This is a genomic window from Gammaproteobacteria bacterium, assembly GCA_016195665.1.
Taxonomy (GTDB): domain Bacteria; phylum Pseudomonadota; class Gammaproteobacteria; order SURF-13; family SURF-13; genus JACPZD01.
Map to the genome: position 1 here is coordinate 33,413 of JACPZD010000035.1, position 14,971 is coordinate 48,383.

19 protein-coding genes and 1 pseudogene are annotated in these 14,971 nt (G+C 63.4%); 1 reads left to right on the plus strand and 19 read right to left on the minus strand.

The window, feature by feature from the left end:
- Nucleotides 1–56: 56 nt before the first annotated feature.
- The 16 genes and pseudogenes from HY028_09255 to HY028_09330 form a co-directional block, all read right to left on the minus strand.
- A complete protein-coding gene (locus tag HY028_09255) occupies nt 57–503 on the minus strand; it encodes a MerR family transcriptional regulator (GenBank protein ID MBI3345022.1) in 447 nt (148 codons plus the stop codon).
- 356 nt (nt 504–859) lie between these two features.
- Nucleotides 860–1,087, minus strand: a complete 228-nt coding sequence (locus HY028_09260; GenBank protein MBI3345023.1) for an SHOCT domain-containing protein — start codon at nt 1,085–1,087, stop codon at nt 860–862.
- Nucleotides 1,088–1,134: 47 nt separating this feature from the next.
- Nucleotides 1,135–1,326, minus strand: a complete 192-nt coding sequence (locus tag HY028_09265; protein ID MBI3345024.1) for a YHS domain-containing protein — start codon at nt 1,324–1,326, stop codon at nt 1,135–1,137.
- A 19-nt stretch (nt 1,327–1,345) separates the two neighbouring features.
- Nucleotides 1,346–2,461: an ABC transporter permease gene (locus HY028_09270; protein MBI3345025.1), complete on the minus strand. Its 1,116-nt coding sequence runs from the start codon at nt 2,459–2,461 to the stop codon at nt 1,346–1,348.
- Nucleotides 2,461–3,591, minus strand: coding sequence for an ABC transporter permease (locus HY028_09275; protein ID MBI3345026.1), 1,131 nt, complete (start codon nt 3,589–3,591; stop codon nt 2,461–2,463). The genes HY028_09270 and HY028_09275 overlap by 1 nt, the downstream gene beginning before the upstream one ends.
- Nucleotides 3,588–5,534, minus strand: coding sequence for an ABC transporter ATP-binding protein (locus HY028_09280; GenBank protein ID MBI3345027.1), 1,947 nt, complete (start codon nt 5,532–5,534; stop codon nt 3,588–3,590). The genes HY028_09275 and HY028_09280 overlap by 4 nt, the downstream gene beginning before the upstream one ends.
- 2 nt (nt 5,535–5,536) lie before the next feature.
- Nucleotides 5,537–6,496, minus strand: coding sequence for an efflux RND transporter periplasmic adaptor subunit (locus HY028_09285; protein MBI3345028.1), 960 nt, complete (start codon nt 6,494–6,496; stop codon nt 5,537–5,539).
- Between the two features lie 75 nt (nt 6,497–6,571).
- On the minus strand, nt 6,572–6,838 hold the full coding sequence (locus tag HY028_09290) for a hypothetical protein (protein ID MBI3345029.1): 267 nt from the start codon (nt 6,836–6,838) through the stop codon (nt 6,572–6,574).
- Between the two features lie 11 nt (nt 6,839–6,849).
- Nucleotides 6,850–7,044, minus strand: coding sequence for a DUF2933 domain-containing protein (locus tag HY028_09295; protein MBI3345030.1), 195 nt, complete (start codon nt 7,042–7,044; stop codon nt 6,850–6,852).
- Nucleotides 7,045–7,362: 318 nt separating this feature from the next.
- Complete coding sequence (locus HY028_09300; GenBank protein MBI3345031.1) at nt 7,363–7,632, minus strand: hypothetical protein; 270 nt, start codon at nt 7,630–7,632, stop codon at nt 7,363–7,365.
- 222 nt (nt 7,633–7,854) lie between these two features.
- On the minus strand, nt 7,855–8,952 hold the full coding sequence (locus HY028_09305) for an AI-2E family transporter (GenBank protein ID MBI3345032.1): 1,098 nt from the start codon (nt 8,950–8,952) through the stop codon (nt 7,855–7,857).
- Nucleotides 8,949–9,539 carry a carboxymuconolactone decarboxylase family protein gene (locus HY028_09310; GenBank protein MBI3345033.1) on the minus strand — a complete coding sequence of 197 codons (591 nt, stop codon included), beginning with the start codon at nt 9,537–9,539 and terminating at the stop codon, nt 8,949–8,951. The genes HY028_09305 and HY028_09310 overlap by 4 nt, the downstream gene beginning before the upstream one ends.
- 11 nt (nt 9,540–9,550) lie before the next feature.
- Nucleotides 9,551–10,201, minus strand: coding sequence for an isoprenylcysteine carboxylmethyltransferase family protein (locus HY028_09315; protein ID MBI3345034.1), 651 nt, complete (start codon nt 10,199–10,201; stop codon nt 9,551–9,553).
- Nucleotides 10,194–10,458, minus strand: a pseudogene (locus tag HY028_09320) (DUF2933 domain-containing protein). The gene HY028_09315 and the pseudogene HY028_09320 overlap by 8 nt, the downstream one beginning before the upstream one ends.
- Nucleotides 10,459–10,617: 159 nt before the next feature.
- Nucleotides 10,618–10,872, minus strand: coding sequence for a hypothetical protein (locus HY028_09325; protein MBI3345035.1), 255 nt, complete (start codon nt 10,870–10,872; stop codon nt 10,618–10,620).
- A 144-nt stretch (nt 10,873–11,016) separates the two neighbouring features.
- Nucleotides 11,017–13,317, minus strand: a complete 2,301-nt coding sequence (locus HY028_09330) for a heavy metal translocating P-type ATPase (GenBank protein MBI3345036.1) — start codon at nt 13,315–13,317, stop codon at nt 11,017–11,019.
- Nucleotides 13,318–13,380: 63 nt separating this feature from the next.
- Between HY028_09330 and HY028_09335 the strand changes: the two genes are divergently transcribed.
- Entirely contained in the window at nt 13,381–13,518 is a 138-nt protein-coding gene (locus tag HY028_09335) for a hypothetical protein (GenBank protein ID MBI3345037.1), read from the plus strand.
- Between the two features lie 137 nt (nt 13,519–13,655).
- On the opposite strand, the gene HY028_09340 is transcribed toward HY028_09335, so the two are convergent.
- From HY028_09340 to HY028_09350, 3 genes are all read right to left on the minus strand, one after another.
- A complete protein-coding gene (locus HY028_09340) occupies nt 13,656–13,895 on the minus strand; it encodes an SHOCT domain-containing protein (GenBank protein MBI3345038.1) in 240 nt (79 codons plus the stop codon).
- A gap of 63 nt (nt 13,896–13,958) precedes the next feature.
- On the minus strand, nt 13,959–14,417 hold the full coding sequence (locus tag HY028_09345; GenBank protein ID MBI3345039.1) for a hypothetical protein: 459 nt from the start codon (nt 14,415–14,417) through the stop codon (nt 13,959–13,961).
- Nucleotides 14,418–14,441: 24 nt separating this feature from the next.
- Nucleotides 14,442–14,831: a DUF302 domain-containing protein gene (locus HY028_09350; GenBank protein MBI3345040.1), complete on the minus strand. Its 390-nt coding sequence runs from the start codon at nt 14,829–14,831 to the stop codon at nt 14,442–14,444.
- Nucleotides 14,832–14,971 lie beyond the last annotated feature (140 nt).

A 14,971-nucleotide genomic window follows, 5' to 3' on the forward strand; every position in this document is an offset into this window, starting at 1 on the left:
ACCCCCTTGCACTGCTGTTGCAATATTCATTATAAAAGCTGTGCGTGGCACACAGGTCAATCTTCCATTGCTATCGCTTCGATAAGGTGGCACACGGCTTTCCCGTCCGGTACGCCATCGGGCATCTTCGCCCAAGCGCGTAGCGCACGCTCCATGCGGCGTTGCAGACTCAGCATCTCCTCCAGCTGCTGGCGGTTATCGGCGATGCGCTGCTCGATGATTTCGCGCACGCGCGGGCACGGCGACTTACCGCGCTCCGCCTCCTGAATAATGACCCCGATCTCGCGCAGGGTGTAACCGAGCGCCTTGGCCTGAAGGATGAACCGAAGCCGCTTGAGGTGCGCCTCGGCGAACAACTTGTAGCCGCTCGCCGGATCGCGCGCCGGCCGCAGCAGGCCGATGCGCGTGTAGTAGCGCACGACGTGCACCGGCACCTGCGCCTGGCGCGCCAGGCCGTTTGCCGTGGTCACCGCGCCAGCGGATTTGCTGCGCGCGTGTTTCATGCGCCGCCTCGCCTGAACCGGACGCGCTCGTCTTTCGCGGCGGCGCTTTCCGCTTTCATCTCCATCATGCAAACAGGGGCCAGCATGCTTCGTCTCCTCCGGGTATCCGGCGCAACAATTGTTCGATCACGGACCGAGGCTTTCCACGAACCGGCCGCGCGGCATCCTCGGATGCATGAGTGCATGTAAGCACTGTACAACCTATGCGCAGGTGACAGGTCAACCCCGCCGTTGCCCACCGCCGCGCGACTGGAATAGCCCGCTCATCTCAGCTCCCGGCAAACTATTCCGCCGCGCGACCCAGCGCTATCCCGCACTTCATCGCCACCATCGCTTGTTTCGACGCTCGCGTGCCGTTACTCGTGCGGTATGGCGTCGTGCTGGAGCTTCGCCTTGCGCTCTTCATATTCCTTGTCCGAGATTTCGCCCGCGGCGTAGCGTCGCTGCAGCACTTCGAGCGGCGACACGCGCCGCCGGCTGCGCGGCACCGGTTCAATCAGCGCGAAGAACACCACGATCAGCGCGATCCAGAACAGCCACCACAGCGCGTGCATTCCCATAAAACCCCATCCAACGTAGTTCATAAGTCCTCCTGATCAAACATTGCGTAATCGCAGTTTATCCGCGCCCATTAACTTAGGTTTTGCGACGATTGTCCGGGCGTGTCGTCCACACTCTCCGGCGTATACTGTTGCGGGGCCTTGTCGAACTTGGCGGCGCAGGCCGCGCTACAGAAATAGTAAGACCTGCCCTGGACGGAGCGTTGCTCCGCCGCCTCTTCGGGCCGCACCAGCATACCGCATACGGGGTCTTTCTCCATGATCCACCTCCTTTGTCATGAATCAGCCAAGGCGCCGCCGGAATCGCCCCACGCTCAACGCGAGCAGGGCGATGCCGATTGCCAGCATGGCCGCGAGCCGCGGCCACAGTACATCGAGTCCCACGCCCTTCAGAAACAGTCCCAGCACCGCGTCCATGTAGTGGCGCAGCGGGCTCAGCTCCGCCAGATATTGCAGACCGATCGGCATGCTCTCGAGCGGCACGATCGTGCCGGACAGGAACAGGAACGGGAACAATATCAGGAAGGAGATCAGCAGCGCCTGTTGCAGCGTGTCCGCGACCGCCGCCACCAGGATGCCGATACCCAGGCTGCTCAGCAGGAACGCGCCGGAGAACAGCATGAACAGCAGCAGGCTGCCGCGCAGCGGCACGCCGAACGCGGCCGCCACCAGCAGGCTCGGGAACAGCGCGATCAGGCCGAACAGCAGCGGCGGCGCCATCTTGGCCGCGATCATCTCGCCCGGCGACACCGGCGTCACCAGCAACTGCTCGACGGTGCCCGACTCCTTTTCGCGCACGACCCCGGCCGCGGCCGTGATCACACCCACCATCATGCCGGCCAGCGACATCATGGACAGCACCATGAAGTGGCGGTAGTCGAGCTCCGAGTTGTACCACACACGCGGGCGGTGTTCGACCGGCGGCGGGCCGACCGCGAGGTGCGGCCCGGCCCGCTGCATGGCGAAGTTCTGCACGATGCGCTGTGCGTAGCCCTGTGCGACGCTCGCGGTGTTGGCGTTCGAGCCGTCCAGCAGCAACTGCACGGTCGCCGGCTTGCCCTGCGCGAGCTGGCGCGAGAACTCCGGCGGGATCACCACCGCGGCCAGCGCCTCGCCGCGATCGAGCACCGCCGCCACTTCGGCGTCGGTGGCGGCGGTGCGGGTGATCTTGAAATAGCCCGAGGCGCCGAAGTCCTGCACCAGCGCGCGGCTCTCGGCGGTGCGCGCGAGATCGGCGAACACCGTCGGCAGGTTGCGCACGTCGAACGACATGGCATAGGTGCACATGATCACCTCACCGGTGTAGAGGTACAGGATCAGCGCCAGCATGGAGCGGGCACGCAGGAACTGCGTCAGCTCCTTGCGCATGAGCGCCGCGATTCTGCCGTAGCGTGCCATCACTCCACCTTCTTGCGGAACAGCCGCGTGGTCATGACGAACACCAGCGCCGTGTACAAGAGCAGCGCCAGGAACTGCGGCCACAGCACCTCCAGGCCCACGTCCTTCATCACGATGCCGCGCGAGATCTCGACGAAGTAGCGCGCCGGGAACAGATAGGTGTAGAGCTGCAGCATCATCGGCATAGTGTAGATCGGAAACAGGAAGCCGGAGAACAGGAACGAAGGCATGAGCGTCGCGAGCAGCGCCAGCAGCATGGCGACGAGCTGGCTGCGGGTGACGCTCGATATCAGCAGGCCGAGGCCCACGGTGCAGAACACGTAGATCACGGTCGCGGCCAGGAACAACGGGAAGCTGCCGAGGAACGGGATGTGGAACCACCACAGCCCGGCGACCAGGATCATGAGCATTTCAAGGAAGGCGATGGCGGCGTACGGGATCATCTTGCCGGCGATGAACTCGTACGGCCGGATCGGCGAGACGAAGATCTGCTGCACCGAACCGGCCTCCTTCTCGCGCACCACTGCGAGCGCGGTGAGCAGCGGCGGGAACGCCATCAGGATCACCCCGAACAGGCCGGGCACAATGTAGTTGCGGCTCTCGAGCGGCGCATTGAACCACACACGGCTCTCGACCCGCACCGGCACGAGCGGCACGCCGGCGCCGTGCGCGGCGAAGCGCTCGCGCGCGCGCTCGAACGCATAGTCCTGGATAATGGCCTCGGCGTAGCCGACCACCACCATCGCGGTGGCGGAGAACGAGCCGTCGGCCAGGGTCTGCACCTCGGCGGTTTCGCCGCGCGCGAGCTTCCGCGAAAAATCCGGCGGCACGATCAGCACCAGCCGCGCCCGGCCGTTGTCCAGCAACTCGGCGAGCTCGCTCTCGGCGCGCACGTCGTGCACGCGCTTGAAGTAGCCCGAGCGCGGGAAACGCTCGATCAGCGCGCGGCTCGCGGCGCTGCGGTCCTGGTCGTAGACCGCGAGGCTCGCGTCCTTGACGTCGAGCGACAGCGCCGAGCCGAACAGATAGAGCATCAACAGCGGCAGCAGCACCGCGACCGCGATCGTGATCGGGTCGCGGCGGATCTCGCGCACCTCCTTCCACACCACGATCCAGATCAGGCTTTTCATCGCGCCTGCCCCCCGTTCCCCGTCGCTCCCAGGCGCGCCTGCTCCATCTGGATGAAGGCCATGAACACGTCCTCGATCCCGAGCGGCACTGTCTCGATGTGCTGCACGCGATGGCCGGCCTGTTCGAGGCGCGCGAGCAGACGCGGGCGCGCGGCCGCGGCATCGTCCACCAGCAGATGCAGGCGGTCGCCGAAAAACGAGGCCTGGACGCCGGGATCGTCGCCAAACAGCGCGAGCGCCGGAATCGGCTGATCGCACTCGAGCTCCAGCATCTCGCCGGCGCGCATGCCGGCGCGCAGTTCCTGCGGCGAACCGAGCGCGATCAGCCGGCCGTTATAGAGCAGCCCGAGGGTATGGCAGTGCTCGGCCTCGTCCATGTAATGGGTGGTCACGAACACCGTCACGCCGCGCGCGGCGAGATCGCCGATCAGTTCCCAGAAGCGCCGCCGCGACAGCGGATCGACCCCGGCGGTGGGCTCGTCGAGGAACAGCACCCGCGGCTCGTGCAGCACGGCGCAGGCCAGCGCCAGGCGCTGCTTGATCCCGCCCGAGAGAGCGCGCGCGAGCCGGTCCTCCTCGCCGCGCAGGCCGGCAAGCTGCAAGGCCCAGTCGCGGCGCGTCGCCAGCCTGGCGCGCGGGACCTGGTACACACCGGCGAAGAAGTCGAGATTCTCGCCCACCGTCATGTCCTCGTAGAGCGAGAAGCGCTGCGACATGTAGCCGATGCGCGTGCGCAGCGCGCGCGCATCGGCGCCGAGCGCCACCCCGGCGACCGTCGCGCGGCCGGCGCTCGGCGCAAGCAGCCCGCACAGCATCTTGATGGTGGTGGTTTTGCCCGAGCCGTTCGGGCCCAGAAAGCCGAAAATCTCGCCGCGCCGCACCGTGAAGCTTACCCGGTCCACCGCGGTGAATTTGCCGAAACGCATGCTGATATCCTTCACCTCGACGGCCGGGCCGCCAGCGCCCAGCGGCATTTCGGCAGCGACTGCGACGGCGGGCGCGGCGACCGGCGCCACTGGCAGCAGCGCGACGAACACGTCCTCCAGACTCGGCGCGATGGCATGCACCGCCTCGACCTGTACCCCTTCGTGTGCAAGCGTCGCACGCCATTCGCCCTCGTCTCCGCCGCCTTCCGGCATCCGCAGGTGCAAACGTTCGCCGAACACGTAAGGCGCAGCCTGCGGCAGCGCGCGCTGCAGCGCGGCGAGTGCGCCGCGCTGCGGGCGCGCATCGACTTCATACATCTTTCCCGGCAAACCGGCGCGCAACTGCCCGGGCGCATCGCAGGCGATGAGATGTCCATCATGCAGCAGCGCCACGCGCGTGCAGCGCTCCGCCTCATCCATGTAGGGGGTAGACACCACGATGGTGGTCCCTTCGGTGAGCGCCTGGTAGAGGATGTTCCAGAACTCGCGGCGCGATACCGGATCGACGCCAGTGGTCGGCTCGTCCAGGATCAGCAGCGGCGGCGCATGGATGAGGGCACAACACAGTGCGAGTTTCTTCTGCATGCCACCGGAGAGAAAGCGCGCCAGCCGGTCGCGATGCCGCTCAAGGTGTGCAAACGCCAGCAACCGCGCCTTGCGTTCGGCGCGCGCAGCTTCCGGTACCCGGTGCAGCGCGGCGAAAAAGTCCAGGTTCTCGTCCACCGTCAGACGCCCATAGAGACTGAATATCTGCGACATATAGCCGATGCGCGCGGTGATCTGCGTCGCCTCGCGCACGCTGTCGTAACCCAGCACCATCGCGTGCCCTGCGCTAGGGTCGAGAATGCCGGCAAGAATCTGCAGCGTCGTGGTTTTGCCGGCGCCGTCCGAGCCGAGCAGCCCGAACACCTCGCCGCGGCGGATCTTGAGATCGAGACCGCTGAGCACCGTCCGTTGTCCGTAGCGCCGGCCCAGCCCCCCGGCCTCGATCGCCCAGTCTACGGCAGGTGTGTTCATAGTTAGCGCGGCACCGTCAGTTTGTCCGGCCACGACGCCTCGGGCCTCCAGCGCACCCAGGCGTCGGCCGGCATGCCGGGTTTGAGATAACCTTGCGGGTTGTCCACCGCGAGCACTACGCCGAACACCAGGCGTGCACGCTCGTCCGGCATGTGCACATCCTTGGGCGTGAACTGGGCGCGTTGGTCCACGCGCGCCACACGCGCATCGAAGTAGCGCTGCGGGAAGGCATCCACGCGCACACGCGCCGGGTCGTTGAGCTTGATCTTGCCGATCTCGCTCTCGGGCACGTAGATCTTGAACTCGATGCGCGTCAGATCGGCAAGCACGGCAATGGTCCGGCCCGGCGCGGCAAGCTCACCGGCCTCGATGCCCTTGGTGAGGATCGTGCCCGCGCTCGGCGCGCGGATCACGGTCTTGCCTATTTGCGAGCGCAGCAACTCGGCTTCGCGGCTCGCCGCCTCGCGGCTGGCCGCCGCCTGCGCCAACCGGGCGGCGAGCGTCTCGACCTGCCCGCGCGCCTCGCGCTGCTGGTTCTCGGCGCGGTCCAGCATTTGCAAGGAGACGCTGCCGGTTTCGCGCAGCTTGCGATAGCGCGCGAAGTCTGCATCCGCAGTCTGCAAATGATGCCGTGCGGTGATTATCTGCTGTTCGACCTGCGCTTGGGCGCGCTGCGCGGCGGCGGCGTTGGCCTCGGCCTGCCTGAGACGCGTCTTCAAGTCGGTCTCGTCGAGCTGCACCAGCAAGTCGTTCGCCTGTACCTCTCGCCCCTCGACCAGATTGCTTTCCAGCACCCGCCCGCCCACTTCGGCGCTCACCGTGATCTCGGTTGCCTCGATGCGTCCGTTACCGTAGAGAAATCCCTCCGGCAACGCCGGCGGCGACAACCACAGAAACAACGCATACGACGACGCCGCGAGTCCGATCATTCCTATTAATGTCCACAACCAGGTTTTTCGCATCGCCGCTCCCATCAAATTTTCTGCCGGACATCCGGCAACCGGTTCATCTCGCGATTCATCGCACCCTCCTTGCGACTACGGCTGTGCGCCACCCCAGCGCCGCTGGAGAAAATTGTAGATCGGCACGTACACCAGTCCGGCATACACGCCGTACAGAAAACTCTCGGCGAGCCCCAGCAGGAAGCCCCACCAGGTGAGCCATTTGAACGCCGGCAGCACTTGCTCCAAGAACTCGTGCATGTGGAGGCTCTCCGGTGCCACCAAGCCGTAGATCACGCACACGACGAAGGTGACCGCGCCCCACAACCCGAGCGCCCAGGAGACGAGTTTGATGTTTAGCATGATAGTTCTCCTCAGTGTTGATGGCCTTGTGGCTTGTCCTTGCCCGGTTCTTCTCCGCCCGAGGGCCGTTGATCGTCCCCGCCACAACAGCCGCCGTGACCCCCATGGCCTCCGCGCCCCCCATGCCCGCCGTGGCCAAACAGATGCATGCCGATGAATAGGACAAAAACCACAACCCATATCCAGTTCTGCGCTAACCAGGCCATATCACACCTCCTCAATCACGCCCAAACGATCGCGTGGCGCGTCTCGCGCTCGTCCACTGCGCTCCAGCGCCACGACAACCACGACGATCCAGAATGCCCACCCACAAGGCATGCGCCCCATCATACCCTCACAGCCTCTCAAAAAAAGCACCAGGGCGGGCTGACCTCCAGACCCTCGATCTCCCACTCCTCGGCCTCGTGCACGAAGGCGCGCTTCAGCCGTTCCGTCCAGCCTTCACCCAAGCGCACGCCCGCCGCGGGTGAGGGCGGCCTCGATCTCGTCGGCGCTCACCTGCAACAAATCGTAGGTGATCTCGATCACCTCGCCTGTAATAGACACTTGTGCAACACTCGTGAGACTGCGCAACACCTCTCCACGATCGCCGCCCCTTCACCCGGCAGCGGCCGGGTCAGGCGCAGGCGCCGCCGCTTGAGGATGGATTTCACGTCTTGCTTCGGCGCCTTCACGCCCGGATATCCGATGTACAAATGCGGATGCGCGAGGAAGCGTGCCCGGCATTGCTCGGAATAGAAGGGAAACTCCATCTGCTGGTGGACAAGCGCATGTTGCCCAGGCGCCACCTTCATGCCGCAGACCGGTCTCGGACTGTTCGACCCCCTTTGCTCACAGATAAGCTCCTCGCGCTTTACGCCCACACTGCGTCGGCGGCGAACTTGCTGTCTCTATCATGTCATGAGTCTCCCTAACTCAGCCATGCGGTCGGACGCACCGTGATCGGCGGCCGCTTCCGGTTGGAACAGGTAGTCGAGGTTGCATACGCTCATAGCGATGCGCCCGGTGCGCAGGACCTATTCCCGGCCTTGCCCGTCCGGCGGCTGTGCGGCGGCCGCTTGCGCCTGCGTCTCCTCCAGCCACTCGCGCCATACCGCCATCAGCACGGCGAGGATCACCGGACCGAGGAACAGCCCGACCAGGCCGAAGGCCGCCAGGCCGCCGAGCACGCCGAACATGACCAGCAGGAACGGGATGCGGGTGGCGCTGCTGATCACCAGGGGGCGGATCAGGTTGTCCACCCAGCTCACCACCAGCACGCCCCACAGCAGCAGACCGGCGCCGGCGGCCACTTGGCCTTGGAGCAGCAGCCACACGCCGATCGAGCCCCACACGAAAGGCGTGCCGAACGGAATCAGCGCGACCAGCGCGGTCAGCGCGGCGAGCAACACCGGCGCCTGGACTCCCGCGGCCCAGTAGCCCAGGCCGGCGAGCGCGCCCTGCGCCAGCGCGGTCAGCACCAAACCATACACCACGGCCTTGGTGGTGACGCCGACGGCGGCGAGGTAGGCATCCACCCGCGCGCCCACGAAGTGGTGCAGCACGCGCCGAACCTGGCTGAGCAGGCTCTCGCCGTCGCGGTAGAAAAAGAACACGGCGACCAGGGCGAGGCCGAGCTTGGCGGCGTTGCGCCCCACCCCGCCCAGAAGATTCATGAGCTCGTCGGTGCGCTGCTCGACCCAATGCCCGATCTGCGCCCGCACCGCGGCCGGATCCGCGGCGAGCTGATCGAGGAATTCCTGCAGCCACTCGCCCAGCCAGGGAATTCCCGCGATGAACTCCGGCAGCGGGTGCGGCCCCTGCGCCAGATAGGCCGCCACCGCCGCGTAGGCGGCGGTCAGCTCGCCGCGCAGCAGGGCGATCAGCCATAGCAGCGGCAGCACGAACGCCGCCGTCAGCAGCAGCGTCATGATGAGCGCGCTGCCCGTGGCATTGCCACGCAGCAGCAGGCGCAGCCGCGCGTACAGCGGCCAGGTGGCATAGGCGAGAATGACGGCCCAGGCCACCGGAACCAGGAACAGGTGCAGCACGGCGTAGCTGAGGACAACCAGTCCGCCCAGCAGCAGGCCAAGGATGATGCGGCGCGTCAGGGTCGCGGCGACGAGATCGCTCATCGGCAGCTCTCTCCGCTCACGTCACTTCGCGCCTTGGGCTGCGGCGCCGCGTGGCAGAAGCCCTGCGGCTCGACGCCCAGGGCCGCGTTGAACTTGCTCGACAGGTTCTGGAACGCGACGAGCGCGGTGATCTCGATGACGGCGTCGTCGTCGAAGTGATGCCGCAGCCGCGTGAGGTGCTCGTGCGTCACTTGCCGCTCCGGGTACGTGACCGCCTCGGCATAGGCGAGCGCCGCCTTCTCGCGCTCGCTGAAGAGCGCGCTCTCCTCGAAGCGCTCGAGCGCGGCGAGCCGTTCGAGGTCGCCGCCGCGTTTGAGCACCAGGGCCGAGTTGATGTCCACGCAGAAGCGGCACCAATTGATCTGCGACACCCGCACCGTGACGAGCGAGCGCAACACCGGCTCGATCGGTGAAGCGCGCCGGTCGAGCGCGCCGTAGAGCGTGGCCACGCCGAGGAACACCCTCGGGCTGCGGCCCCAGAGCCTCGCGGGCTCCAGCACGGCGCCGTACTTGCGTCGCTGATTCCAGAAGAACAGCCGCACGTACCAGGGGAAATGATGTTGTGCAGGCGTGGTGATGAAGGGCATGGCTGTACCTCTCAAGGCTCGCGCTGGCGCAGCCACGAAAGATGCGGGATGAATGCCGGAGTGCGCACGGCGTAACGTGCGTATTGCTCGCCGAACTCGGCGGCGATTTCGCGCTCCTCGCGCCGCGCCAGGCGCACATACATGTACGCCAGCACCGGGAACATGGCGAGCGTAAGCAGCGTCGGCCACTGCAGCAGGAAGCCGAACATGATGAGCACGAAGGCGAGGTACTGCGGATGGCGGATGCGCGCGTACGGGCCCGTGGTGGCGAGCGCGTGCGCCTGCTGCGCCGCGTACAGCACCTTCCACGCAGCGGCCAGCAGCCAGAAGCCACCTCCAATGAGCGCCATGCTCAAGACATGGAAAGGCCCCCAATGGGGATTGGTGCGCCAGCCGGCTAGCATCTCCAGGATGTGACCGGCATCGTGCGAAAACCAGTCGATGCCGGGGTAACGCCTCTGCAACCAGCCGGAGAGCAGATAAAGAGTGAGGGGGAAGCCGTACATCTCGGTGAACAGGGCCACGATGAACGCCGAGTAGGCGCCGAAGGAACGCCAGTCGCGCGAAGTCTTCGGCCGGGTGAAGCTGAAGGCAAAAATAATAAAAACGAGCGAGTTGATAATGACCAGCGCCCACAGTCCGTAATCGGGCATGTCACTCATGCTTGTCTCCTCTATGCTGTTGATGGTTTCCAGCCTGTCCGCCTGAGCTTTCGCTGCTTTGCGGGGCATGATTGCCATGTCCGCCGTGAAAAAAATGCAGCAGGGGACAGGCAAGCAGCAGCAGGAAAGGCAGAATGCCGAACAGATGCACCCGGTGTTCCGTGAATAAGGAAGAACGCGACGATGGCGAGGAAGGCGAGCAGTATCAGTCCCGACTTGGAACGCAGCCAGTTGCCGGATTGTTGTTCATGTTCCATGGAGGCCTCTCCTTTTTTGCTTTGTGGTCTCAAACCCCCAGTGCTACCGGCGCGCTTCACCCCGGCGGGATACGAGTAGATATGCGCCGCCGCAAACGCGACGCCCCAGAGCAACAAGCAGCCGGCATTTTTCAAGGTATCCATATCCCTGACGTCACCTCACCGCAGTCTTTTGCTCCAGAATCCCCACGCGATTCCATAAAGCGCGCCGAGCACAAAACCGACGGCGGTGAACAGCACGAACCCCGCCAGGAAAGCGAGGGGGCTGCCGGAGATCGGCCACGGGCTGACCGGCGCAAGCAGGACGAGCAGCCCGAAGGGCGGAAACAGCACATCGAAAATGGCGCATAAGATATACGCCACACCCAGAGTCGTAGCCAGCGAAAACGCATGCACTTTCCAGAAGTCATTCATGACACACCTCCTTAAATATTATTGGTTCCATAAGCGACGCGGCTACTTGCCTGGCCACCTGATGCTCCAGCATCTGTCCCGTCATTTCCTCCATCATCCCCATTCGTTTTTCGGGTATAGGTCTTTTTCCATGTGTGCCAAGCCTTAGCGGTTAGAGAGCCTCAAGCGCTTTAGCAGTGCCGAATTCACGATCACCGACAGCGAACTCAATGCCATCGCCGCAGCCGCGATAATCGGGTTCAAAAAACCCAAGGCCGCCACCGGGATACCGATGGTGTTATAGATGAAGGCCCAGAACAGGTTCTGCTTGATCTTGCGCATAGTGGCGCGCGACAGACGTATGCTCGCCACTACGTCGCGCACGTCGTCCTTGATCAGGACGATGCCGCCGGTCTCCTTGGCCACATCGGAGCCGGAGCCGAGGGCGATGCCGATCTCGGCGACCGCCAGCGCGGGCGCGTCGTTGACGCCGTCGCCCACCATGGCGACCGCCTTGCCCTGTTTCTGTAAATCCTGAATGACTTTAGCCTTGTCGGAGGGCAACACTTCGGCGATGACATGCTTGATGCCCAGTTCCCGGGCGATGGCTTCGGCGGTGCGACGGTTGTCGCCGGTAAGCATGATGACTTCCACGTTTTCCTTCATGAGTTCGGCGATAGCGTCCTTAGCCTCGGGCTTGAGCGTGTCGGCCACAGCCACGATGCCGGCGAGGGCGCCATCAAGACCGACCAGCATTGCGGTCTTCCCTTGGGCTTCCAGCCGCGCCATGATTTCTTCCGCCAGCTTAGGGTCAATGCCTTCCCGCTCGAACAGTCGGCGGTTGCCGAGAAGCGCGGCCCTGCCATCGACGCTGCCGCGGATGCCGTGGCCGGGAATGGCTTCGAAGCCCTCCACCTTCGGCAACACGAGTTCGCGGTGTTTCGCGGCACGTACGATCGCTTCGCCGAGGGGATGCTCCGAGCCGGCCTCCACCGCGGCCGCGGCGCGCAGGATCTCTTCCTCCGGCTGGCTATCGAGGATAATGATATCGGTGACGTTGGGCTCGCCGCGGGTGAGTGTCCCGGTCTTGTCGAACACCACCGTGGTGAGCTTTTCCGCGCGCTCCAGCACTTCGGCGCCGCGGATCAGGATGCCGGCTTCGGCCCCCTTGCCTACGCCCACCATGAGCGCCGCCGGCGTGGCGACGCCCAGCGCGCACGGGCAGGAAATGATCAGCACCGCGATGAAGGCGAGCAGTCCCTGCGGGAAATTGCCGGCCGCCCACCAGCCGAAAAAGGCCAGGAAAGCGACCGCCACCACCGCCGGGACGAAATACGCGGTCACTTTGTCGGCGAGGCGCTGCACGGCTGCGGTGCTGGCCTGGGCATCCTCCACCATCTTGATGATCTGGGCCAGCGCCGTCTCGGCCCCCACCCGCGTCGCCTTGAAGCGGAACAGGCCGGTGCGGTTGAGTGTGCCGCCGATCACAGCAGCGCCCGCCGCCTTTTCCACCGGCATGGACTCGCCGGTGAGCATGGACTCGTCCACCGAGGAGTTGCCCTCCAGCACCTGGCCGTCGGTGGGAATTTTCTCGCCGGGCCGCACCACCACGGTCTCGTCCACCATCACCGACTCGGCGGGCACCTCCATCTCGGCGCCGCCGCGGATCACGCAAGCAGTCGCCGGCTTCAGGTCCAGCAGCTTGCGCACCGCCGCCGAGGAGCGCTTCTTGATGATCTCCTCCATGTATTTGCCCAGCAGCACGAAGGCGATGATGACGGCGGAGACTTCGAAGTAGACGTCGCGTTCCTCGACCTTGACCGGCAGCACCTCGGGGAAGAACAGCACCGCGACGCTGTAGACGTACGCGACCGTGGTGCCGAGCGCAATCAGGAAATCCATGTTGATCGAGCGCGTGCGGATCGCCTGCCACGAACCCTTGTAGAAACTCCAGCCGCCGATGAACTGCACCGGCGTGACCAGCAGGAACAGCCACATGCCCCAGGTGAACCACGGCAGCGCCGGGATCGGCGCCCAGGTGACGATGGTGGCGCCGGTGGCCAGCGTCAGAAACGCCCCGGCACGCAGGATGGCGAGCACCAGCACCCCGGTGAGCGCAACCGTGACGCGGGTGCGCATGGACTTGAGTTCCTGCTCGGGGGACTCGAAGGTGCGCTGGCAGCCTATACTGCAGAAATAATAGGCTCTTCCGGCGCGTTCGGTCTTGAGCGCGGTAGCCTTGTCCACCACCATGCCGCAGATCGGGTCTTTGGCCTTGCCCTCAAGAGCGGGGCCAGCGGCGTGCACATGCGTCTTCGTGCCGCCCTGAATGAATTTTTCAGGCCCGGCTTCGAACTCGTGCAGGCAACGCGCCGAACAAAAATAATAGCTTTGGCCCAGATAAATGAAACGGCCCGCCGCCGTTTTTTCATCTACCGTCATGCCGCAAACTGGATCGGTTGCCATAGTTTTTTGTTCCTTTGCCGCGGCTGTACTCTTTGTCGTTACTTAGGCTTAGATTATAAACTTATGATTAACTGGCGCCATATCCCCGAGGTGCGGCTGCTTGTACTGGGGCTTCCGCTGCAAGTGCTGTGGGAAACGGCACAACTTCCGCTTTATACAGTCTGGTATCAAAAGGGGTGGGGCTACATCCTCTATGGCTGATTATCCCACCCCTCTTGTTGTGGTTGACGCGGCTGATCGGACAACAGGCCCGCAAAAGTCAGTGATAAACACATACTCGAAGCCGCACATCAGCGCCCCTTCTTTATAAAGTCACACACTCTTTGCGCGCTAACCCATCACTTGCGCCTTAAATCATCGGATTTTTGCAAGAACTCCTCCCGATTGATCTCTCCACGTGCGTACCTTTCTTCCAGCACATCCAGGGCCTTGTCTTTGCCCTCGCGGGATTCTCCTCCGGGTTGAGATTTTCCCGAAAACAAATACTTCACCGCCGCCAGCACTAATAGTATGGGGATCAGCCAGAATAGAAGCATCCACACCCAGCCGATGCCCCAACCCATTCCGTAGTCCATCATCCTCTTTCCCTCCTGCGCGGCGAATAAAATCAGGGTAAGCGTTCTGCTCCAGCGGCATTACTTCTACTTGGTTGTTTGCCCCTGATGTTCGATCATTTGCTCCATCATATCCTCCATCATCTCCAAGCGTCTTTCCATCCTGTCGTTATCCATCGGCCCCCCCATCATCATGCCGCCTCCCATCATCCCGCCACCGCCCGCAGCACCGCCTTTCATCTCCCCACCCCTCATACCGCGCATCATCTTCATCCCCTCGCGCATACTCTGCATGTGTTCCTGCATAAGTTTCTGACGCTCTTGCGGGTCTTTAGCCTCGTGAATCTTTTGCATTTGAGCCTGCATCTTCTTCATCCGCTCCTGCATCTGGTCCATTCGTTTGTCCGTATCCATGCTGGACTTACCCTCGGCTACCGGCGGCTTGCCTTCTTTATCAGTATCTGGATGATGCTCATCCACCGCAAAAGAGGCGGACGCGAACATCCCAACAATAATCGCTGCGGCATATAACTTCAGTGTATTCATAACATTCTCCTTTCAGTTTCAGTATCAAGATATGATATTGTCTCGTACCCGCTCCAGACGCGCCTTTACCTCTTCGCCCACGACATGTAGATCAAGGTTGTCTGACAGTTGCAGTACCGCGGCCGGGTCCATAAAGGCCACTGTAATCTTTTTGTCCGCTTCTTCTCTCACGACCACATTGCATGGCAACAACAACCCGACGTCTGGATCAGCTTCCAGCGCGCGATGTGCCAGCGGCGGGTTACAGGCGCCCAGAATCCGATAAGACCGCCGTTCGATGCCCAATTTGGCCTTGAGCGTGGCCTGCACATCAATATCGGTCAGTACTCCAAAGCCTTCGTTCTTCAAGGCTTCCGTAACTTTGCTAACCGCCGCATCAAACGGCATGTCGAGTTGAACGCTAAAACCATACATAAAAAATTTCTCCCTTCTACGTGAACCATGAAATGCAGGTATATTTTGCTTTAGCCTGGTTGATAAGATAAACCTCAGGTCACGTATCTTTCCTTGATCTATATCAAGCTTATACACGTTCAGTTACCCTAGAATCACCG